Source organism: Aliiruegeria haliotis (assembly GCF_003003255.1).
GTDB classification, from domain to species: domain Bacteria; phylum Pseudomonadota; class Alphaproteobacteria; order Rhodobacterales; family Rhodobacteraceae; genus Tropicimonas; species Tropicimonas haliotis.
Genome location: NZ_PVTD01000003.1, coordinates 373,777 through 395,000, shown reverse-complemented (window position 1 = coordinate 395,000; position 21,224 = coordinate 373,777). Strand labels below are relative to the sequence as shown.

15 protein-coding genes and 1 other RNA gene are annotated in these 21,224 nt (G+C 64.3%); 6 read left to right on the top strand and 10 right to left on the bottom strand.

Annotated elements, in window-relative coordinates; all coding sequences use genetic code 11:
• Window positions 1–112: 112 nt before the first annotated feature.
• Both CLV78_RS11110 and map read right to left on the bottom strand, forming a co-directional pair.
• Window positions 113–1,162 carry a TRAP transporter substrate-binding protein gene (locus tag CLV78_RS11110; RefSeq protein ID WP_245924966.1) on the bottom strand — a complete coding sequence of 350 codons (1,050 nt, stop codon included), beginning with the start codon at window positions 1,160–1,162 and terminating at the stop codon, window positions 113–115.
• 218 nt (window positions 1,163–1,380) lie between these two features.
• Window positions 1,381–2,190: a type I methionyl aminopeptidase gene (gene map / locus CLV78_RS11105; protein WP_106204864.1), complete on the bottom strand. Its 810-nt coding sequence runs from the start codon at window positions 2,188–2,190 to the stop codon at window positions 1,381–1,383.
• A gap of 188 nt (window positions 2,191–2,378) precedes the next feature.
• On the opposite strand from map, the gene ffs reads away from it, so the two are divergent.
• Window positions 2,379–2,477: signal recognition particle sRNA small type (ffs, locus tag CLV78_RS11100), an RNA gene on the top strand.
• Window positions 2,478–2,614: 137 nt separating this feature from the next.
• Entirely contained in the window at window positions 2,615–3,649 is a 1,035-nt protein-coding gene (gene rsgA / locus CLV78_RS11095) for a ribosome small subunit-dependent GTPase A (protein ID WP_106204863.1), read from the top strand.
• An 87-nt stretch (window positions 3,650–3,736) separates the two neighbouring features.
• Here the strand turns inward: rsgA and sfsA are convergent, their stop codons facing one another.
• On the bottom strand, window positions 3,737–4,465 hold the full coding sequence (sfsA, locus tag CLV78_RS11090; RefSeq protein ID WP_106204862.1) for a DNA/RNA nuclease SfsA: 729 nt from the start codon (window positions 4,463–4,465) through the stop codon (window positions 3,737–3,739).
• 48 nt (window positions 4,466–4,513) lie between these two features.
• On the opposite strand from sfsA, the gene CLV78_RS11085 reads away from it, so the two are divergent.
• Together CLV78_RS11085 and CLV78_RS11080 are read left to right on the top strand one after the other, a co-directional pair.
• Window positions 4,514–5,245, top strand: coding sequence for a competence/damage-inducible protein A (locus CLV78_RS11085; protein WP_106204861.1), 732 nt, complete (start codon window positions 4,514–4,516; stop codon window positions 5,243–5,245).
• Window positions 5,242–5,961, top strand: a complete 720-nt coding sequence (locus CLV78_RS11080; protein WP_106204860.1) for a GNAT family N-acetyltransferase — start codon at window positions 5,242–5,244, stop codon at window positions 5,959–5,961. The genes CLV78_RS11085 and CLV78_RS11080 overlap by 4 nt, the downstream gene beginning before the upstream one ends.
• Window positions 5,962–6,160: 199 nt before the next feature.
• Here CLV78_RS11080 and CLV78_RS11075 read toward each other — a convergent pair whose 3' ends face one another.
• Window positions 6,161–8,482, bottom strand: coding sequence for a Tex family protein (locus CLV78_RS11075; RefSeq protein ID WP_106204859.1), 2,322 nt, complete (start codon window positions 8,480–8,482; stop codon window positions 6,161–6,163).
• Between the two features lie 457 nt (window positions 8,483–8,939).
• On the opposite strand from CLV78_RS11075, the gene CLV78_RS11070 reads away from it, so the two are divergent.
• Window positions 8,940–11,291 carry an ELWxxDGT repeat protein gene (locus tag CLV78_RS11070; protein WP_106204858.1) on the top strand — a complete coding sequence of 784 codons (2,352 nt, stop codon included), beginning with the start codon at window positions 8,940–8,942 and terminating at the stop codon, window positions 11,289–11,291.
• Window positions 11,292–11,365: 74 nt separating this feature from the next.
• Here the strand turns inward: CLV78_RS11070 and CLV78_RS11065 are convergent, their stop codons facing one another.
• The 5 genes from CLV78_RS11065 to CLV78_RS11045 all read right to left on the bottom strand — a co-directional run bounded on the left by CLV78_RS11065 (window position 11,366) and on the right by CLV78_RS11045 (window position 18,811).
• Window positions 11,366–13,417, bottom strand: a complete 2,052-nt coding sequence (locus CLV78_RS11065) for a PTS sugar transporter subunit IIBC (RefSeq protein ID WP_106204857.1) — start codon at window positions 13,415–13,417, stop codon at window positions 11,366–11,368.
• 15 nt (window positions 13,418–13,432) lie between these two features.
• Window positions 13,433–15,958, bottom strand: coding sequence for a phosphoenolpyruvate--protein phosphotransferase (ptsP, locus tag CLV78_RS11060; protein WP_106204856.1), 2,526 nt, complete (start codon window positions 15,956–15,958; stop codon window positions 13,433–13,435).
• A gap of 246 nt (window positions 15,959–16,204) precedes the next feature.
• Complete coding sequence (gene aqpZ / locus CLV78_RS11055; protein ID WP_106204855.1) at window positions 16,205–16,900, bottom strand: aquaporin Z; 696 nt, start codon at window positions 16,898–16,900, stop codon at window positions 16,205–16,207.
• 112 nt (window positions 16,901–17,012) lie between these two features.
• Window positions 17,013–18,002, bottom strand: coding sequence for an NAD(P)H-quinone oxidoreductase (locus CLV78_RS11050; protein ID WP_106204854.1), 990 nt, complete (start codon window positions 18,000–18,002; stop codon window positions 17,013–17,015).
• 56 nt (window positions 18,003–18,058) lie between these two features.
• The gene (locus tag CLV78_RS11045) at window positions 18,059–18,811 is read right to left on the bottom strand and encodes a COQ9 family protein (RefSeq protein ID WP_106204916.1); all 753 of its coding nucleotides are present in this window, start codon (window positions 18,809–18,811) and stop codon (window positions 18,059–18,061) included.
• A 114-nt stretch (window positions 18,812–18,925) separates the two neighbouring features.
• Between CLV78_RS11045 and rpsU the strand changes: the two genes are divergently transcribed.
• The gene (gene rpsU, locus CLV78_RS11040; RefSeq protein WP_005614280.1) at window positions 18,926–19,132 is read left to right on the top strand and encodes a 30S ribosomal protein S21; all 207 of its coding nucleotides are present in this window, start codon (window positions 18,926–18,928) and stop codon (window positions 19,130–19,132) included.
• Window positions 19,133–19,548: 416 nt separating this feature from the next.
• On the opposite strand, the gene CLV78_RS11035 is transcribed toward rpsU, so the two are convergent.
• Window positions 19,549–21,057 (bottom strand): ankyrin repeat domain-containing protein, encoded by a 1,509-nt coding sequence (locus CLV78_RS11035; RefSeq protein WP_106204853.1) that lies wholly within the window; start codon window positions 21,055–21,057, stop codon window positions 19,549–19,551.
• Window positions 21,058–21,224 lie beyond the last annotated feature (167 nt).

Sequence of the window (21,224 nt, the reverse complement as noted above, 5' to 3'; positions counted from 1 at the left end):
TGGATTGCCCTGAAAGCGCGCCTCTCCGGAATGGCGCGGGCGTTGTCCAGACAAGAAAAGGGCGGCAGCCGGGTGTGACTGCCGCCGCTTTCGGGTCTTTTGTCGAACGGGGTCAGTTCGAGGCGGCTTGCGCGGCGATACCCTCGGCCATCATGGTGCGGGCGTCCTCCACGAGGGCGGCGCCATCAAGGCCCTTGGAATTGGCCTCTTCGATCCAGGCCGCGATGACCTTTTCCCCGACGTCCTTGATACGGTCGGTTTCCTCCGGACTGATCTCGGTGATCGGGTTCACGGTGGCAGCGACCACCGCCTTGCCCTCCGCATCCCCGGTGTCATGCGCCCGTCCGGCCCAGGCCGCCGCCATAAGGCCGGAGTTGTCGTCGATCACCTTCTTCAGGTCGTCGGGCAGGCTCTCGTACTTCGCTTTGTTCATCGCCCAGATGAAGTAGAGGTTGTAGAGTGAGTAGTCGCCGGCGACATCCGTATGGCTGTCGGCCAGTTCGTGCAGCTTGAGCGAGGGCACGATTTCCCATGGCACGACCCCGCCGTCGATCACGCCCTTGGAAAGCGCCTCCGGGAAGGCCGGGACCGGCATGCCGACCGGTGTGGCGCCAAGCTCCTTGAGCAGCATGGTCGCCGGACGCGACGGGCCGCGCAGGCGAAGGCCGGCGAAATCTTCCAGGGACTCCGGATTGGGGCCTTTCTTGTGGATGATGCCCTCGCCATGCAGATGCGCCATGATGACGTGGACGTCGGCAAAATCGTCCAGCAGGTATTTCTGCGTGAAGTTCCAGGCGGCGATGCTGGCGGCCTCGGTGTTCTTCGGGGTGATGAAGGGCAGTTCCAGCGCTTCCGCCTCGGGGAAGCGACCGGGCTGGTAGCCGGGGATGACCCAGCCGCCATCGATCACGCCGTCGCGGATCAGGTCGTACTGGCTGGTTGCCTTTCCGCCAAGCGCCATGCCGGCATAGATCTCGACCTTGATGCGGCCGCCGGACTGCTCCTCGATCGCCTTGGCCCAGGGATCCATGAAATGGGTCGGGTTGGCCGATTTCGGTGAGACGAAATGCTGGAAGCGCAGCGTCACCTCCTGCGCGGAAACGGTGCCCGCAGAGACGGCAAGGGTTGCCGCAAGGGCGAGGCTGCGAAGGGTGAATGGCACGACGGAGGTCTCCTCGTCATCATCAGTGTCAGTCTGAACGCGCGGCGGCGCGTTGCCGTTGTTTACGGGAGGCAAAATAGTCGGGCAACCGGATTGCGGAGGCATTCCGAAACCGCACCGAAACAATTTCCCATGCCCGGCGGCTATCGGAAACCGTCGTTCCAGATTCGAGAGCGGCGGTGTGCGGCATTGCTGCCCGTCGGCGAAGGCGAGGACCGTCAGCCCCAGGTGGGGTGAAACTTCTCCGCCGGAGACAGGGTGAAGATGTCGAACCCGTCGGCGGTCACGCCAATGGAATGCTCGAACTGCGCAGAGAGCGACTTGTCACGGGTCACGGCGGTCCAGTCGTCGGAGAGGACCTTGGTTTCCGGCCGGCCAAGGTTCACCATTGGCTCGATGGTGAAGAACATGCCTTCTTCCAGAACCGGCCCAGTCCCCGGACGGCCGTAGTGCAAAACGTTCGGCGGCGCATGGAAGACCCGCCCGAGCCCGTGGCCACAGAAATCCCGTACGACCGACATTCGGTGAGACTCGACGTAGCTCTGGATGGCATGGCCGATGTCACCGAAGGTGTTTCCGGGCCTGACGGCCTCGATCCCCTTGAACAGCGCGTCATGCGTGACCTGTATCAGCCGCTCTGCCTTGCGAGGCAGCTTGCCGGCCACGTACATGCGGGACGTATCGCCGAACCAGCCGTCCACGATCACCGTGACGTCGATGTTCAGGATATCGCCCTCGTGCAACTTCTTGTCGCTCGGGATGCCGTGGCAGACGACGTGGTTCACGCTGATGCAAGTTGCGTGCTGATAACCCTTGTAGCCGATCGTGGCAGAGGTCGCGCCGGCGTCCTCCACCATCTGCTGGACGGCGGCGTCGATGGTGCCGGTGGTCTGGCCCGGGAAGACGAGCGGGGCGACGCGGTCAAGGATATCGGCGGCGAGCCGGCCGGCCGCGTGCATGCCGGCGAAATCCGATGGCTCGTAGAGCCGGATGCCGTCTTTCGTCAGATGTGCGCGCTTTTCGTCCACGGTGATCGAGCCTCTTCAATCGTAACGGAGGGGAACATAGGGACCGCGGGCCGGAAATGCCAGATGCGCTTTGACGGGTGGGCAGATTGGCGCGGGAGCGGGCATGGCGAAACGCCCATAGCCGGGCAGGGACGGCTGGGTCAGGCCGGGATCTTGCAATCTCCGATCGGATACCCTACCTAGCCCCTCGAGAGGTTGGCGCGGGCAGGCGCCTCGCCAACCCGGTCAGGTCCGGAAGGAAGCAGCCGCAACGAGCCCCGCTTGGGTCGATGTCCAGCCTCTCACCAATCCCTGTCGACGGAGGTTTCATGGCAGAGCTTGTGATCATCCTCCGGGCATCGCGCATCTGACATCAGCGCCTTGGCCCGGCCGTTTTCGTTCCGGCAAATTGCCGGATCCATTGACGTGACCAGGGATCAGACCATTGACATCTATTACTCTTTCCGACCTCGGATGGTCGGCTCATTTCCGTGCGCAGCTTGACGATGCGCCAGAAGACCTCGCCCGTATCAGCGGCGTGGAACGTACCCGGCTGGAGGCACTGTCGCCGGACGGGCCAGTGTCGCTTTCGCTGCCCGGCGGGCAGAGCACCGGCGACTATGCCGTTGGCGACTGGGTTCGCTACGACCCGGAGACCGGCCGCTGCCTGCGTCGATTCGAACGCCAGACGCTCCTGCATCGCCGTGCGGCGGGGACTGGCGCTGTGGATCAGCTGATTGCCGCGAATGTCGACACGCTCGGCATCGTGACGTCCTGCAATGCCGACTTCAAGGAGGCGCGGCTGGAGCGCTATCTTGCCCTCGCCGCACAGGCGGGATGCCTGCCGCTGGTGATCATCACCAAGGCCGATACCGTTGACGATCCGGGCGCCTACCGCCGCCGGGCGGAGTCCTTGTCGCCGCTGGTCGTGGCGATTGATATCGATGCCACCGACCCGCTGGAGATCCGGCGGCTCAACGCCTGGGCCGCCGACGGGCGGACGCTTGCGCTGCTGGGCTCATCCGGCGTTGGCAAGACGACGATCTCCAATGCGCTGACTGGCCGGGGCGAGGCGACACAGGGCATACGTGAGGACGATGCCAAAGGCCGGCACACAACCACGTCGCGGGCGCTGTGGCGGACCACGGCGGGCGGCTGGCTGATCGATACACCGGGAATGCGGGCCCTGCGTCTGACCGATGCGGCAGAGGGGATCGACACGGTGTTCGCGGATCTCACGGATCTAGCCGGGCAGTGCCGGTTCAGCGACTGCACCCATGGCAACGAGCCGGGCTGCGCCATTCAGGCAGAGATCGACGCCGGGCGGCTGGATCCCGGCCGCTTGCGCCGCTGGGAGAAGCTGTTGCGGGAGGATGCGCGGAACTCCGAGACACTCGCGGAGGCCCGTGCACGGGATCGCTCGCTCCAGAAGGTCTACCGGCAGGGGCAAGCCATAGGGAAGCAGAAACGCGGGCTGTGAGCCGGGCGAACTGCCTTCGACAAGTTTGCTGAGCAAGGACGCGCTCGCCATTGCGTGGGCGCGTCCAATCCGCGTGGCGTCTTTTGCTCAACCCCGGCGGGACTGGGGCACTTCGTCCACCGGCATCTCGGGCCCGATCGACACGCCATCGCGGTCAATGACCGTGCCGTGGCAGATCATCTCCACTCCCGCCGCGCGGGCCATGTCGAACGCTGCCGCATAGCCCGGGTCAATGTCGCCGGACAGGCGGAACCGTGTGCAGTCTGTCCGCTGCACGAGGTACAACATCACCGCGCGATGCCCTGCTTCCAGCATTCGGGAGAGTTCCGCGAGGTGTTTTGCGCCACGTTTCGTCACCGAGTCCGGGAATTCGGCCCAGTCGCCCTCCCTGCGCAGGTGGACGTTCTTCACCTCGACATAGGCATCCGGCAGACCCGCCTCGCTCAGCAGGAAGTCCACCCGACTTCCTTCGCCGTATTTCACTTCAGGACGCACGCTGCCATAGGCCGAGAGCTGCGGGATGGCCCGCGCGTGCAACGCCTCCTTGACCACGCGGTTCGGCACGGCGGTGTCGATCCCTGCCCAGTGGCCCCCGGGCAGTTCGGACAGCCGCCAGCCGTACTTGAGCTTCTTTTTCGGATCGTCGTTGGGTTCCAGCCAGATCCGCGTGCCCTCCTCCTTCAATCCCATCATCGAGCCGGGATTGGCACAGTGGGCGGTGATCTCTTCACCGGTTGCCTCCAGCACCGCGTCGGCGAGGAAGCGTTTGTAGCGGCGGATCAGCCGGGCGGGCACGAGCGGGGTTTGAAAGCGCATGGGGCGGGCCTATACCGGCATTCGAGGCCAGACAAGAAGGAGCACCCGATGACGAATCCCACCGCCGCGATGCTGGTGATCGGTGACGAGATCCTGTCCGGCCGCACCCGCGATGCCAACATGAGCCACCTCGCCGTGGAGCTGACCAAGCGGGGCATCCGGCTGGCGGAGGTACGGGTGGTCGCAGACGACCCCGCGGCAATCGTTTCGGCCGTAAAGGCCCTGTCGTCCGGCTATGACCATGTCTTCACCTCCGGCGGGATCGGGCCAACCCACGACGACATCACCGCCGAGTGCATTGCCGAGGCCTTCGGTGCAGCGTTTGGTGTGCGCGACGACGCCCGGGCAATCCTGCAGGTGCATTACGATGCCAACGGGCAGGAGTTGAACGAGGCACGGCTGCGCATGGCCCGTATCCCCGAGGGAGCTGACCTGATCGAGAACCCGATCTCTGCCGCGCCCGGCTTTTCCCTTGGCAACGTGCATGTCATGGCAGGCGTGCCCACGATCTTCCAGGCGATGGTTGCGTCGGTCCTGCCGGGGATGACCGGCGGCGACCCGGTCCTGAGCCAGTCGCTGCGGATCAACCGGGGCGAAGGCGATATCGCGACGCCGCTGTCGGCGCTTGCGGAGGCCTTTCCGGACCTGTCGATCGGATCCTATCCGTTCATGCAGGACGGGGTATATGGCGCGAGTATCGTGATCCGGGGAACCAATGCCGGGCAGATCGATGATGCGATGACACGGCTGGCGAAACTGTTTCCGGGGGACATTGCGTGAGCGATCCGTCGGTTGCGGAGCTTTTTGAGGCCATCGACGCGACATGGCCCGCTGTCCGCCAGATCGAATTGCCGGGCTGGTGCGTCCGGGAGGGGCGGGGCGGCGGCAGTCGTGTATCGGCGGCCACGGCCACGACCTCGGCCCCCGATATCAGTGCGATGGAGGCCGCGCAGCGCGCTCTGGGCCAACTGCCGCTGGTGATGATCCGGGACGGCGAGGATGCGCTGGATGCCCGGTTGGCGGCGTCGGGGTTCACCGTGAAGGATCCGGTGGTTCTGTATGTGGGCGCGGTGCAGGAGATGGCCGTCGCGCCGCCTCCGGTCTCGGCCTTCCATGTGGAATGGCCGCCGACGAAGATCCAGGAGGAGATCTGGGCAGACGGCGGTGTCGGGCCGGCACGGCTGGCGGTCATGGACCGTGTGGACGGAGAGAAATGTGCGATCCTCGGCCGTTCCGCGGATCAACCGGCGGGCACGGCGTTTGTTGCGAAGCATGGCAGGGTCGCGATGCTGCATGCGCTGGAGGTGATGCCATCACTTCGGCGCAAGGGCACCGGCGTGAATGTCATGCATGCCGCCGCGATCTGGGCAGCGGCCCGCGGGGCACGTTGGATGTCGGTGCTGGTGACGGAGGACAATGGCGGTGGAAATGCGCTCTATACGGGGCTCGGGATGACCGCGGCGACTCGGTACCACTACCGGGTGAAGGCGGAATAGCGGCGCCCGACGGATGGTGGCTCGCGTGAACAAGCCCAAGGGCGACTTGCCGCGTCGGTAGCCGGTTCACCGCCAGGGGCTGCGCTTCGCGGTTCGGCGCGATCAAGCTCCCGGAACAATGCCGAAATGCATGGCGGCGAGATGCCCCGCCTGCCGCTGTCACGACAGCATCAAATTCCCGCAACGGATCGCTTCGCCGCTACTTCTTCTTCATCGCATCCATCAGCGCCGCACCGAAGGCTCCTGTGTCGCGTCCGGCTTTATTGGGCTTTGCCTGCATCTGCCGGGGCGGCTTTGCGCCCCGTGGCCCCTTGCCGGCCGGCTTGCCGCCGGGTTTGTCGCCCTGCGCCGACCGGTCTGGGTTCTTCCGCATGGAGAGGCCGATCCGTTTGCGCGGCACGTCTACCTCCATCACGCGAACCTTGACCACGTCGCCGGTTTTGACAACCTCGTGGGGGTCCTTCACGAACCGGTCTGCCAGCTGCGAGACATGGACCAACCCGTCCTGGTGCACGCCGACATCCACGAATGCGCCAAAGGCGGCGACGTTGGTCACGGTGCCTTCCAGCATCATGCCGGGCTTGAGGTCGGTGATCTGCTCCACCCCGTCGGTGAAGCTGGCGGTCACGAACTCAGGACGCGGGTCGCGGCCGGGCTTGGCCAGTTCTGCAAGGATATCGCGGACGGTGGGCAGGCCAAAGGTCGCGTCGACGAAATCTTCCGCGCGCAGTCCCTTGAGCCGTGCTTCGTCGCCCATGATCTGCCGCAGGTCGCGTCCGCAGGCGGAGACGATACGCCGGGCGACGTCGTAGGCCTCCGGGTGGACGGACGAAGCATCGAGCGGCTCGTCGCCCCCCGTTATCCGCAGGAACCCGGCGCATTGCTCAAAAGCCCGCGGGCCGAGGCGCGCGACCCCCAGCAGATCCTTCCGCGTCCCGAAGGCGCCGTTCATGTCCCGGTGGCTGACAATGGCTTCGGCCAGCGACGGCCCGAGGCCGGACACTCGCGCCAGAAGAGGTGCCGAAGCCATGTTGAGGTCCACGCCCACCGCGTTCACGGCATCCTCGACCACGGCATCGAGCTGCTTTGCCAGTCGGAATTGGTCGACGTCGTGTTGGTACTGCCCCACGCCGATGGCCTTGGGTTCGATCTTCACGAGCTCCGCCAGAGGGTCCTGCAAGCGGCGCGCGATAGAGACGGCCCCCCGCAGCGAGACATCGAGATCGGGAAACTCGCGTGCCGCCAGTTCAGAGGCCGAGTAGACGGAGGCGCCGGCCTCCGAGACGACAACCTTCGTGGGTTTCGGTGCGGGCAGTTCCGCCAGCAACTCGGCGACCATACGTTCGGTTTCGCGGCTGGCAGTGCCATTTCCGATGGCGATCAGTTCGACCCCGTGGGCCCGGATCAGTTTGGCGAGCGCGACCTGGCTGCCCCGCAGGTCGTTCTTTGGCTGGAAGGGGTAGATCGTGTCAGTGTCGAGCAGCTTTCCGGTGGCATCGACCACGGCCACCTTGACGCCGGTTCGGATACCGGGGTCGAGCCCCATCGTGGCACGGTTTCCGGCAGGCGCGGCGAGCAGCAGGTCCTTGAGGTTGCGGCCAAAGACACGGATGGCTTCCTCCTGCGCGCGCTCCCGCAGGTCACCTTGCAGGTCGAGCAGCATCGACAGGCTCAGCTTCACACGCCAGGCCCATCCGGCCACCCCGCGCAGCCACGCATCACCAGGCCCATTGCCCCGGGTTTCGAGCGCGGCGCAAACCATCGCCTCGACTGCGGGCAGGTCCGTTTCCGCGTCGGGCTGGATGTCGAGCCGCAGGACGCCCTCGTTGGAGCCGCGGAACATGGCCAGGGCACGGTGGCTCGGAACGTCGGCCCACCGCTCGCGGTGGTCGAAATAGTCGGAGAACTTGGCGCCCTTCTGCTCCTCGCCCTCATTCACGCGCGCCGTGAGATAGGCCCGCTCCTTCATGAACTCCCGCAACCGCCCGACGAGGTCTGCGTTTTCGGACAGCTGTTCGACGAGGATATCGCGCGCGCCCGCAAGCGCTTCCTTCACGTCGGCAACCTCGTCGGTGACAAACCCTTCGGCCAGTGCTTCCGGCGCGGTGTTCCGGTCCGCGAGAATGGCATCGACGAGCCCACCAAGCCCCTTCTCGCGGGCAATCATCGCCCGTGTGCGCCGTTTGGGCTTGTAGGGAAGGTAGAGATCCTCCAGCACCGACTTGGTGTCGGCGCCCCGGATCGCCTTCTCCAGATCGTCGGTCAGTTTTCCCTGGTCTCGGATCGTGTCGAGGATCGTGGCCCTGCGTGCCTCCATCTCCGTAAGGTAGCCCAACCGCTCCGAAAGCTCCCGCAACTGGCTGTCATCCAGACCGCCCGTGACCTCCTTGCGGTACCGCGCGATGAACGGCACGGTGGCGCCCTCGTTCAACAGGGCCACCGTGGCTTCCACCTGCTCGGGGCGGGCACCGATCTCTCGCGCGATGGTCTGGGTTATTCGGCGGCTGGTATCAGGCGTCATGGGCTGCGTCTCTTGTGATGGGGCATCCTTGGTAGCCTCCCACAGCCCCGCGGCCAAGCCCGGCGTCAAAGTTATCCCCAGACTTCTCGACCCCGACACCTTTCGCCGTTCGGAGCATTGGCCGCGGCCCCATTGGACGAATCGTCGGCACCGTAATTCGTGCCATTCGCCGTGTTTCACCGCCCCGTTGCCGACCGAGAAAACGCTTGACTTGCCGTAAGGTCAAGTGCCGAAACGGAAAAACCGAAATCGGCGCCTACCGGAACGGTCATTTGAGAAAAAACCGTTTTATGTCATACTGTTCTGGCATTTCAGGCAGCAGTCTCGTTGGAGGCGAGAGCATCGACCAGCAGCATTTCTCCAAACCCGGCACCACGAGGCACCGGCCCAACCTTCGAGCAGTTCTGAGGCAATACCTTTCACCCGGCGCTTTTCCAGCACTTCAAGGACTATCAACATGACCAGCATTCTTATATTCGCGGCAACAACGAACACACTTGGTACCGAGCTGTATGCCACGAGCGCTGACGGCAGCACGGCCACTCTGATCCAGGACCTGAATCCGGGTTCCGGAAACGGGGTTAACCCGGCATTCTTTCCCAATGCTCCATTTGCGACCCTTCGGGACTTCGCCACGCTGAACGGAGAGTTCTACTTCGGCGGTACCGACGGCACCGCCGGCAACGAGTTGTTCAAGACAAGCGGGTCAGGCGCCTCGCTTGTGAAGGATATCCAGTTTGGCGGTGGCGGATCGTTTCCAACGCAAATGGTCACGCTGAATGGCGAAATCCTCTTCCGTGCGAATGACGGTACGGACGGACAGGAGCTTTGGAAGACCGATGGCACGGGAGGGGGGACAAGCCTTGCAAAAGATATCTTTCCGGGTGGCGGTGGCTCAGCGCTCTTCGATCTGTTCAAGTTCGGAGACAAGGTAATCTTCCGTGCGAATGACGGATCCACAGGGGAAGAGGTTTACATCACCGACGGTACTTTTGCCGGTACCCAGCTTCTAAAGGACATCAACCCTGGCGGCAGTTCCTCTCCGGATATCGATGGCGGTGGCTTGCTTGGCAACACCTACCTGTTCAGGGCGAACGATGGGACAACCGGGCAGGAGCTCTGGAAAACAGATGGCACGACAGGTGGTACGGAGCTTGTAAGGGATATCAACCCGGGTGCCGGCGGCTCTACCCCTGACAACTTCACTGAGCTGAACGGCATCTCTCTCTTCTCGGCAAACAATGGGTCGGTCGGGCAGGAGCTGTGGCGCACGGATGGTTCTTTTGGCGGCACACAACTGGTGAAAGACATCAATCCCGGCGCTGCTGGTTCCAATCTGGGCAATCAGCTCACGCTGGGGGCCGTGGTCAACAACACATTGGTATTTCAGGCAAACAACGGGACAAACGGCCAGGAGCTCTGGGTGTCGGATGGAACTGGTGCAGGAACCAAACTGCTAGCGGACATCAACCCCGGTGCCGGCGGGTCAAATCCGACAAACCTTGTTCCGCTCGGTGATGGGTCGCTCGGTATCTTTGCTGCCAACGACGGCACGAACGGAAAGGAGCTTTGGATCACGGACGGTACGACTGCCGGCACGCGTCTGCTCAAGGATATCAACCCGGGTGCGGCGAGCTCGACGCCAAACGTGATGATCCCGGTCAATGACCTTGTTTACTTCCGCGCGAACAACGGCACGAACGGTGCGGAACTTTGGGTGACTGACGGCACCGAGGCCGGAACTGTTCTGGTCAGAGACATTGCCGGTGGCGCAGGGAACTCGAACCCGATTCCCGTCGGGCTACTCGATATCAATGTGGCGCCGACTGGTCTGGCGCTGAGTTCGAACAGCGTCAATGAGAATGCCCCCAGCGGCACCAATGTCGGGGCCCTGTCTGCGACGGACGCAGATGGCGACAGCCTGAGTTTCTCGTTGGTCAACAACGCTGGCGGAAGGTTCGGAGTCGTGGGGCAGAACCTTGTCGTGACGGGTGGCCTCGATTTTGAAACCAACACGAGCCACACCGTGCGCGTTCGCGTCAGCGACGGCAATGGCGGCTCTGAGGAGAAGAACTTCATCATCACCGTCAACGACCTGCTCGACGCGACCAATGGAAACGACAACCTTGGCGGCACGCCGGGCGTCGATATCCTGAACGGTCTGCGTGGCAACGACACCCTGCGTGGACTGGGTTCCGGTGACACGCTCAAGGGGGGCGTCGGCGCCGACAAGCTCTTTGGCGGCAACGGCGATGATCGCCTGATTGGCGGCTTCGGGGAAGATCTCCTGAATGGCGGCGCAGGGGCGGACTTCATGAAGGGTGGCGCCAAGAACGACACGATGAACGGTGGTCGCGGTGCTGACACGATGAACGGCGGCGTTGGCAACGACACCATGAATGGCGGTGGCGGCAAGGATTCGATGCAGGGCGGCGTCGGCAGCGATACCATGAACGGTGGTGGTCGGGACGATGTCGTGAACGGTGGCAAGGGCAACGACGATATGTCCGGCGGCCGGGGCGCAGACCGGATGATCGGTGCCAAGGGCCGGGACGAGATGGCCGGCGGCGGCGGCGCCGATACCTTCGTGGTTAACAAGATCTCCGGGAAGGACACGGTGACCGATTTCCAGCTTGGCGTCGATGTCATCGAGATTGGCGGCGGCCTGAACTTCAACGGGTTGAAGTTCTTTGGACTGGACGGTGGCAGCAGCACCCGGGTGGTGATGGCCAAGGGCAACTATGTCGACCTTGAGGATATTGCCCGTTCCGACATCACCAACTCGCCCGAATCCTTCGACTTCGTCTGAAGCGGTTCGATCTGAACTGAGACCCCGGGGCGCTTGCCGGCGCCCCGGGGTCGCTTCGTAGACGGCGTTCCGTTTCAGGCAGTCATGGCTGCCCGGATCTCGGTCGCGTACTGGTCGGCGTTCAGGCCGACAATCAGGTGTAGCAAGCCGTCGCCAAGGCTCTGAACCCCCAGAACGCCGGCAGCCGCCAGGGCAGCCGGATCGAGCTGTTCCCCATCGGCCAATGTCACCCGAAGCCGCGTCTCTGCCGCGGATTCCGCCTGCTGGACATTGCCGGCTCCCCCCAGCGCCGCCAGCATGGCCTTCGCCTTTTCGGCTGCCTGCGGGTCGGCAACCCTCGGCTTGGCCGCATCGGGTTTGTAGACCACTTGCGGGGCCGCGGCGCCTTCGGGCAACTCGGCTTCGTCGCCAGCGGTCCTGAGGTATTCCTGCATGTCGATCATCAACCCTTCGGCACGCGGTCCGAAGATCGCCTGAAGGTTGTTTCCAACCTGCACGACACCGGCAGCACCGAGCGCCTTCAGCTTGTCCTGGTTTGCCTTGCCGACATCTTCCACCTCGATTCGCAGGCGGGTGATACAGGCGTCCAGCCCCTTGATATTGGAGCGCCCGCCAAAGGCCAGAACGAGCTCTTTGGACATCTGGTCGGCTGCCGCATCGCCTAGTGCGGCCTCCGCCACCTCCGCGTCTTCACGGCCGGGCGTCTTCAGGTCGAACTTCAGGATCAACGTGCGGAAGGTGACATAGTAGATCGCCGCGAAGATCGGCCCGAGGATGAAGATGACCCATGGACGGATATTCGTCGCGTAGAAGAGCGCGAAGTCGATGAACCCGTGGGAGAAGGAATAGCCCAGACGTGCGCCGGTCAGGTAGGTGATCAGGTAGATGATCCCAACCAGCCCCGCGTGTGCGGCGTAGAGCATCGGCGCTACGAACAGGAAGGCGAATTCCAGCGGTTCGGTGATGCCCGTCAGGAAGGAGGTCAACGCGGCAGAGACCATGATTCCCGAAACCCGCGCCCGGTTTTCGGGCCGCGCCGTGTGGATGATGGCGAAGGCGGCGGCCGGCAGGCCGAACATCTTGAACACGAACCCACCGCCAAGGATGCCGGCCTCGTAGTCCCCCGCGAAGTAACGGCTGATGACGCCGTGCACGACCTCTCCCGAAGGCGTGGTGTACGAACCGACCTCGAAGAAGAATGGCACATTCCAGATGTGGTGCAGGCCGAACGGGATCAGCGCCCGCTCCACCCAGCCGTAGATGGTGACGGCCATCGCCGGGTTACCGTAGGCGGCCCAGTCCCCGAAGCTGCGGATACCGGCTCCGATCGGGGGCCAGACGACCGACAGGATGGCAGCCAGTCCGATGGCGGAGAAAGCGGTCGCAATCGGCACGAAGCGCTTGCCGGCGAAAAAGCCAAGGTAGGACGGCAGGCTCATTCGATAGAACCGGTTGAACATGGCCGCCGCGATGAGACCGATGAGTATGCCGCCGAACACCCCGGTGTCGATGCTCTCGAAGCCCATGACCTGGGTAATCTCGGCCCGCGATTGGGCGGGCGGAAAGGTAGACATCGTCCCGTCGCCGCTGTCGAACTGGGCGATGTTGCCCTCCATGACGAAGGGGATCGAGAGGTTGCCACAGGTGAGAACCTCGGCCTGGAGATCGTCGATGCGTATCTTTTCGAGCGTGCGCCCTTCGGCGTCGTGGCAGGTGAAGCGCCCGTGTGTCTTGTCAAATTCAACATAGGCGGTCTGCCCGGCGACCTGTATCGGCGTCACAGGGGCGCTCCACTGGATCACCAGCAGCCCCAGCACGCCCATGGCGGCGAGGAGGACGAAGTAGCCCACAGTGGCGGACATCGCCGCCACGCCATCGTTGTTGGTGAAGCCGAGTACGACGCCAATCGCGAAGATCAATGGCAGAATGGTGAAGACCGCCCCGCCAGAGGCCTCCATGATACGGCCGACCTCGATCAACCAGGGGGCCAGAGAATCGGAGCCGGCAATCGATGCGCCGACCCCAAGCAGGATACCTGCCACGGGAAGTACGGCGACCGGCAGCATGAGCGCCTTGCCGATCTTTTGCAGCGTGGCAAAGCTCGTGTCGAGAATTTGGGATGCCATGTTCGTTCTCCCGGATCAGTAGTCGAGCGGGACGAGCGCGCGCACATCCGCCGCGCTGTCGCTTGAAAGGGCCTTGCGGGCAAGTGCCTGGCACTCTTCGAGGGAATGGCGTCGGACGGTAGCCTTGATCGATGGCAAGGCCGGGACCGAGACCGACAATTCGTCCACCCCGAGGCCGACGAGGATGGGGACCGCCTGTTCGTCGCTCGCGATCCCGCCGCAGACGCCAACCCATTTTCCATGGGCATGGGCGCCCTCGACCGTCTGGCCGATGAGTTTCAGAACCGCCGGGTTCATCGCATCCGCCATCGGTGCGAGCTTGGGGTGCCCACGGTCCATCGCCAGGGTGTACTGGGTCAGGTCATTCGTGCCGATGGAGAAGAAATCGGCCTCGCGTGCAAATTGCTCTGCCATGACGGCGGCCGACGGGACCTCCACCATGATGCCAATCTGGATTGGGTCCGTTCGACCGAGATCGGCGGTTTCCTCCTGCACGACCTGCTTGAGGCTTCGGAACTCCTCCAGCGAGGAAATCATGGGGAACATCATCCCCAGCCTGGTGCTGCCCGTCACACGGAGAATGGCGCGGATCTGGGTGCGCAGGATCTCCGGCCGGTCGATGGCGAGCCGGACGCCACGCACGCCGAGAAATGGGTTCTCCTCCCGCGGGAGCGGCAGGTAGGGCAATGGCTTGTCCCCCCCCACGTCGAGCGTGCGGATGATCAGCGTGCGCCCGCCGAGGGCTGAGGCAACCCCCTGATAGATCTTCGTCTGCTCGTCTTCGGTCGGTGCCGTGGCACGTGCAAGGAAAAGGAACTCCGATCGCAGGAGGCCAACCCCTTCGCCGCCCAACCCGGTGGATTCCTCTGCCTCCGCGATACCGCCCACGTTGGCGACCACTTCCACCCTGTGGCCGTCGGTGGTGGTGGCAGGCTCGTTCGCAGCGGCGATGTCGGCTTCGCGCTTGGCGGCGGCGCGCTGTGTCGCCTCCCTGATCCGTGTCACTTCCGCCTCGTCCGGGTTGAGCCGCAGGGTGCCGCGCGCTCCGTCGATCACGGCTGTGGTGCCCGGTGGGACCTCCAGCGCCTGCGGCTCGATCCCGGCCACGGCTGGTAGGTCGAGCGCGCGCGCGAGAATGGCGACATGGGAAGTCGCCCCACCTCCCACGGTGCAAAACCCGACGACACGATCGCGATCGAGGCTCGCGGTGTCGGACGGCGTAAGGTCCTCCGCGATCAGTACCGTGCCCACCGGCAGTTCCGGCTGCTCCAGCGGTTGGCCGGTAAGGGCGGACAAAACGCGGCGCCCGACGTCTCGCAGGTCTGCGGCGCGGGCGGCAAGAAGCTCATTCGGCAGGGCCTCAAGCTGAAGCGCCTGGCTGGTGTAGGCCTGCTGCCAAGCATATTCGGAGCTCTTGCCCTTGGCGATCACGCTTTCGGCCACGTCGATCAGGTCGGGGTCTTCGAGCAACTCCTGGTGCGCTGCGAAGATTGCGGCCTTGGCCGGGTCGGCCTGTCCGTGGAGTTGCGCTTGCAATGCCTCCAGCTGCACCTTTGCGGCATCGACGGAATCGTCGAGGCGGCGACGCTCGGTATGCGGATCGGCACCTGTCTCCGGCACCTCGATCTCGTCTCGCTTGAGTTGGAAGACAGTGCCAACGGCCAGCCCGGGTGATGCGGAAACCCCGAGCAGCAGGTTCGGGTCGTCGGATCGACGCTTCGGCACCGGGGCGGCTACAGGCTTGATCACCTGTGTGGCGGGCGCAGGTGCCGGTGATGTACCCTCGTCGCCGAGGCCGGATGCCAGTTCCGGTGCCAGCGCATTTACAGCTTCGGCGGCGTCCGGCCCCTCGGCGACAATCTGCACCTTGGCGCCATGTTCGAGGTTCAGCCGCATGATGGAGACGACGCTCTTTGCGTTCGCCTGATCGTCGCCTCGCTGCAGAAGGATCTTCGAGGCGTATCCCTTTGCCATGTTCGCGAGAACGGCGGCGGGGCGCGCGTGCAGGCCGGATGTGTTGGGGATAAGGATCGCTTCGGAGACGACGGTCTCACCGCCCGCCACCTCCTGCTCGGTGATCGCGGAGGTTTCCAGCGTCAGCACCACGTCCTTCCCGGCGGAGACAGTCCCGGTTGCCGCCGTCATGCCCGACATCGCATCGGAATTGGTGACGATGACTTGTGTGAGCAGGCTTTTTGCATGGGTGGCGAGGTAATCGGGATCGAACCCGATCAACGGATCGCCAGTGGCAACGCTGTCGCCCTCGGCCACCTTGGGCGAAAAGCCCTCGCCCTTGAGCGCCACGGTGTCGAGCCCGACATGCAGCATCACCTCGACCCCTTCCGGCGACGTAACCGTGACCGCGTGCCCTGCACGGTGGACCTGCGTGATGGTGCCGCCAATCGGAGCGGTAAGCAGATCGTTCAGCGGATCGATGGAAATGCCATCGCCGACCATCTTCTGGGCAAACACCGGATCCGGCACCTGTTCCAGTGGCAACATCACACCATCCAGCGGTGCGACCAGTTCAACCCGAGCCAATTTGACCTCCCTCATGTAGTCCGCAGTAGCGGCGTCGAAGCTGGCCGGGAATGGGCCGGACCTCTGTTTTGCCGCAGAAAGCTATCTGTGTTTTCCTGTCGGGCCGCGGGGCAAGGTGTGTCTGTCCCGTCCTGGCGAGACCGACCACATGGGTGCCGCGACCCGGCAGGCGTCGCTCTGTCCCAGCACCAATGCCACCGGACGGACGATGTCCGGCCCGTCGTGGCCGGGGCCGCCGGCTTGCAGTCACGTCGCGTCGTCGGGCTCGACCATTTTCCACAGGATCGCGCCGAGCGCGCCGCCCAGCAAGGGTGCAACCCAGAACATCCAGAGTTGCAGGATCGCCTTTCCGCCCGCGAAAAAGGCCACGCCAGTGGAGCGGGCCGGGTTCACGGACGTATTGGTCACGGGGATCGAAATCAGGTGGATCAGCGTCAGGCCGAGTCCGATGGCGATCGGTGCAAACCCCGCCGGCGCATTCTTCGAGGTGGCGCCAAGGATGATCATGAGGAACATCGCCGTGAGCACGACCTCGGTCAGGAAGCCAGCAAAGAAGCCGTAGCCTGCCGGGCTGGCGGACCCGTAGCCGTTCTGCGCGAAGTTGCCGACGGAGGAGAACTCCGCCTGACCATTGGCGATGATCCACAGGATGAGTCCGGCCACAAGACCGCCGGCGACCTGTGCGCCCCAATACGGGAAAAGGTCACCCCGCTCCGCCTTGCCGGCCAACGTCAGCCCAAGGGTGACGGCCGGGTTGAAATGCCCGCCGGAAATACCGCCCACCGCATAGGCCATCGTCATCACCGTGAGGCCGAAGGCCAGTGACACGCCGAGCCAGCCGATGCCGACATCGGGAACGCCAGCGGCAAGCACCGCGCTGCCGCAGCCGCCGAATACAAGCCAGAAGGTGCCGAAGAACTCGGCGTAAAGTTTCTTGGTCATTTGGGACATCCCCCGAATGGAAATACATGAACCGAAACCGTCCCGGGTCGGGCGGTGCCGGTTCAGCATGACTCAGATTCGGCGAATCCCGTAGCGAATTCTGCGGCTTCCGTCAGGCGACCTTCAGAACGATCTTGCCGATGTGGCCGGAGCCTTCCATGCGCGTATGGGCGGCTGCGGCCTCTTCGATCGGAAACTCGGAATCCATCACCGGGGCAACGGCACCCGCTCCCAGAAGCGGCCATACCTTTTCCATCAGGGCCTCGGCGATCCGCGCCTTGGCGAGGTCGGATTGCGGGCGCAACGTGGAACCGGTGATGGTCAGCCGTCGCATCATCACCTGTGCAAAGTTCAGCTCTACTTTCGACCCTTGCAGGAAGGCAATGAACACGAGGCGCGCATCGTCGGCCATCGCTTTGATGTTTTGGGGAATATAGGTTCCGCCGACCATGTCGAGCACAAGGTTTGCCCCACCTTCTGCACGCAGGATTTCCACGAAGTCCTCTTCACGATAGTTGATTGCCCGCTCCGCCCCGAGGTCCATGCACGCCGCGCATTTGTCGGCCGAGCCGGCGGTGGCAAAGACGCGGGCTCCGAAGTGGCGGGCAAGCTGGATCGCCGTCGTGCCGATGCCGGAACTGCCGCCGTGAACGAGAAAGATCTCGCCCGCCTTCAGCCCGCCACGTTCAAATACGTTTGTCCAGACGGTGAAATAGGTTTCCGGCAGGCAGGCGGCCTCCCGCAGGCCGATGTTCGTAGGGACCGGCAGTGCATGGGCGGCCGGGGTGACACCGTATTCGGCATAGCCGCCACCGGGCAGCAAGGCACACACAGCGTCGCCCACGCTCCATTGGCTGACACCTGCCCCGACGGCGGCCACGGTGCCAGAGGCCTCAAGTCCCGGAAGGTCGCTGGCACCCGGGGGCGGATTGTAGAGCCCCGCCCGTTGCAACGCGTCCGGGCGGTTCACACCGGCATAGGCGACACGGATCAGGATTTCACCGGCTCCGGGCGTCGGCACCGGGCGTTCGCAGAGCGCGAGGACCTCTGGGCCGCCGGGCTGGCGGATCTCGATGGCGCGCATGGTTGAAGGCAGACTCATCTCGGGCTCCTTTCGGGGATCGCCCGGTTTGTCGCTCGCCATGCCCGCGATTGCAATCAGTCGGGATCGACCGGCGTCGGTCTGCCGCTGGTGGGCGCGACTGGCTGCTCCCAGCTTCCGGGGAACCCTCTGGTCTTTCCGGGGGCACGGATCCGGCCAGCCAGCCAGTTCGGGCCCGCGAAGACACGTTTCAGCACGGGGTTGCCGGTGACTTGCGCGCGCACCTTCTCAAGGTTCAGCACGTCGGCGACACGGCGGTCCATGAACTCCCAGGTTGCGGCGCAGTTCTCGCTGTCATCGCCGAGCCAGAACAGGACGGTAGAGCCATAGACCCCGGCGAGCGAGGCTCGCTTGGTGTACCAGTTGATGTCGTCGGAATGGTCGCCGAGCGCGGTCCAGATACGGTCTGCGGTACCCCAGATCGCCCGTGCCCCGTCCGCGGCATTGCCCGGCAGGGAAAACAGCGCGCTGCCACGGCGGACCGCCTCCTTGTCGTCGATCGCCTCGATCCTGTAGCGGATGGCCAGTGCGATCCGGTCGCGCAGACGCAGTGCGGCGAGATCCTCCCGGGAGAGGCGCTCCATCATCAGCCGGTCCCCGCGCTCATGATATGCCAGGGCCAGGTCGAGTGCACCGCGCGGGCACACGGCACGGGCCACGGCCGGATCGATGCCCGCGTCGGCGCAAGCCGCCCGAAAGGTGCCGTCACTCCAGCCATCGAAGGCAACGCCAAAGAGCGCCGCATCGAGCAGCCGGTCCCTGATCTCGGCCTCCGTTCCCTCGATCTCTGGCCTGGCCGTGTCGGACATGTCGAACACCTCGCTGGTTTCACGAACACACGATGGACAAGTAGCGCAGGGTTTGCTATAGCGCCACCTCCTGCAAACAGTTGCAACTCTAACAGGAAAGGTGGTGACACCCACATGCAGGTCAGTGTTCGCGACAACAATGTCGATCAGGCGCTCCGTGCGCTCAAGAAGAAGCTTCAGCGCGAAGGCGTTTTTCGTGAGATGAAGCTCAAGCAGCACTTCGAGAAGCCCTCTGAAAAGAAGGCTCGCGAGAAGGCCGAAGCGATTCGCCGGGCGCGTAAGCTCGCACGCAAGAAGGCTCAGCGCGAAGGTCTGCTCTGATCCGCTGGCGGCCGAGAGGCTCCCGGATCACGTGATCCAGACATAGCGAATACGAAGGGTGCCCGGTCACGGGCATCGTGTCGTTTGATGAAGCGCCTCGGCATCACGCCGGGGCGTTTTGTCTTTGGTGTCGTCCGCAGGCCATGGTGGACACATTCGTGGTCGTGGGGGCGGTGACAAAGGGACCGATAGTGTACGTCCCTGTCCGGAACAGCCAGTGGACGCGATGCCGGTCGGTGCCCCTTGTTCTGGGCTGACGGCCTTGGCCGGTTTCAACTCCGCCGATCCGACATCTGTGACCCAACCGGTGTGCGTTCCCTGCCGTAACGGAAGGCCGCGCGCGCCAGCGCGCGGCCCGGCCCAACGCTTTCGACCCCATCTTAGATGGGCTGAAAGGGGCGGGAGCACCCGGTTGGCTAGCTGGCTTCGGTTGCCCAATCCGACAGGTAGGCGGCCACGTCTTCTTCGCCAGCACCGGCCAGCACGTCGGCCCGAAAGGGGACGCCGGCGTTTCGGGCGAGTTCGAGGCAGGCCACATGGTCGCGCTCCGCCCGCGCCGGACAATTCTCCGAGCCGTGCACGATGGTCGCGAGAAGGTCACCGCCGTACCGGTTCACATGTGTCAGGTCGGGTTCAAGGGTCAGCAACCACCCCATCATATCCGGCAATCCCTCCCATCCGGCGACCTGTACCGGGGTCAGCCCCTCGCCGTCCGGCAGATCCGGGTCGAGACCCAGTGCAACCAGCCGCTTCACATGCTCCAGTTTTCCCGGCAGATGCAGAATCGTCCGAATGAGATCCCGGCAGGCCTCCGGCAGGTCTTCCTGTCGCACCTGGTTTTCCGGCAGGTCGCCGCCCTCGGCCGCCGTTGCCAGTGCGCGTTCGACCGGGGAGAGTTCCGGGACGTCGCCAATCGCCTCGATTGCCCGCCTGACCTCCTCGTTTCCGAACACGCGGGCATAGGCATAGGGGGTTATCCCCTCGAATGAGCGATGCGGATCGGCGCCGGCGTCCAGAAGCATCTGGGCCATCGCGCCGTCGCACATCCGCCGCGCGGCCTGGTGCAGGGCCGGGATCACCCAGGGCCGTTCACCTCCCACGTGCTCGCCGGCGAAGTCATCCGGATCAGCGCCGGCGTCCAGCAGCATCCGCACCGCTTCATGGTCATTGAAGTCCATCGCCCGCAGCAGTGCATTGGTGCCGGTGGGCTTCGCACCGTGCGCCAGCAGCATTCGCAACCCCTCGTGGTGCCCCAACTCGGTCGAGTGATAGAGGGACTCGCCATCGTTCGGGTCGGCACCCTGCTCCAGAAGCCAACGGCCCAGAACCATATTGTTTGCATGACCGATCGCGCCATAGAGCGCCGACAACGGGTGGGGATTGCCGATGCCGACCGGGCAAGTGTCATTGACGTCGGCCTCATGGGCGACAAGCATGTCGGCGATTGCCAGCATGTCGACTTCCAGGTCCGGCCGCGCATGGATCCAGCGCGAGAACGCCAGGTGCAGCATCGGTCGCCTCAGGCCAAAATCCTGCACCGCGCGGCTGGGATCCTCCGCCAGCATCCGCGCGACCTCCTCCCGGTTCAGAAGGGCCACCTGCATCGCGAACAGCCCGTCTGGAAGGTCCGGGGTCTCCGCCAGCAACTGCTCGGTCCGCCAGTTCTGGCCATTGTGGATCGCGATCTTCAGCCGCTGGATCCGCCCGGCACGATCAAGCCCTTCGGTTTCGGTGGCGAACTTCAGCCTTGGCCAGCTTGCAAAGCCCTGTTCCTGCGCGATGACATGCAGGTAGTCGGCATGCAGGAGTGTACCGTCGGCCTTCGGACCATGCACTTTCATCCGCAGGACGGCCTGAGCCTCGCCGGCCTCGTGTGCCTTCTTCAGGGCCTTCGCATCACGGCGCAATTGTTCCAGGGGTTTCATCGTGGTTTCTCCCGTTCACGCCCGATGGTCCGCCATGCCGGGCAACGTGAAAAACCGATGTGGGTTCTTCGCAGGCGAGGTGCCGATGACGGCTTTCCGCGGACCGGGATGCCGCCTCGCGAGCGGCGCTGGCAGAATACCACAGGTGCCGCACATCGCAACGGTGG

Excerpts from the sequence above, each read along its gene's own strand:
- CLV78_RS11035 (WP_106204853.1), bottom strand. The coding sequence starts at position 21,057 with ATGAAACCCCTGGAACAATTGCGCCGTGATGCGAAGGCCCTGAAGAAG.
- sfsA (WP_106204862.1), bottom strand. The coding sequence starts at position 4,465 with ATGCGCTTTCAAACCCCGCTCGTGCCCGCCCGGCTGATCCGCCGCTAC.
- CLV78_RS11065 (WP_106204857.1), bottom strand. The coding sequence starts at position 13,417 with ATGGCATCCCAAATTCTCGACACGAGCTTTGCCACGCTGCAAAAGATC.
- CLV78_RS11085 (WP_106204861.1), top strand. The coding sequence starts at position 4,514 with ATGACGAATCCCACCGCCGCGATGCTGGTGATCGGTGACGAGATCCTG.
- CLV78_RS11050 (WP_106204854.1), bottom strand. The coding sequence starts at position 18,002 with ATGAGTCTGCCTTCAACCATGCGCGCCATCGAGATCCGCCAGCCCGGC.
- rpsU (WP_005614280.1), top strand. The coding sequence starts at position 18,926 with ATGCAGGTCAGTGTTCGCGACAACAATGTCGATCAGGCGCTCCGTGCG.
- CLV78_RS11070 (WP_106204858.1), top strand. The coding sequence starts at position 8,940 with ATGACCAGCATTCTTATATTCGCGGCAACAACGAACACACTTGGTACC.
- CLV78_RS11075 (WP_106204859.1), bottom strand. The coding sequence starts at position 8,482 with ATGACGCCTGATACCAGCCGCCGAATAACCCAGACCATCGCGCGAGAG.
- aqpZ (WP_106204855.1), bottom strand. The coding sequence starts at position 16,900 with ATGACCAAGAAACTTTACGCCGAGTTCTTCGGCACCTTCTGGCTTGTA.
- CLV78_RS11045 (WP_106204916.1), bottom strand. The coding sequence starts at position 18,811 with ATGTCCGACACGGCCAGGCCAGAGATCGAGGGAACGGAGGCCGAGATC.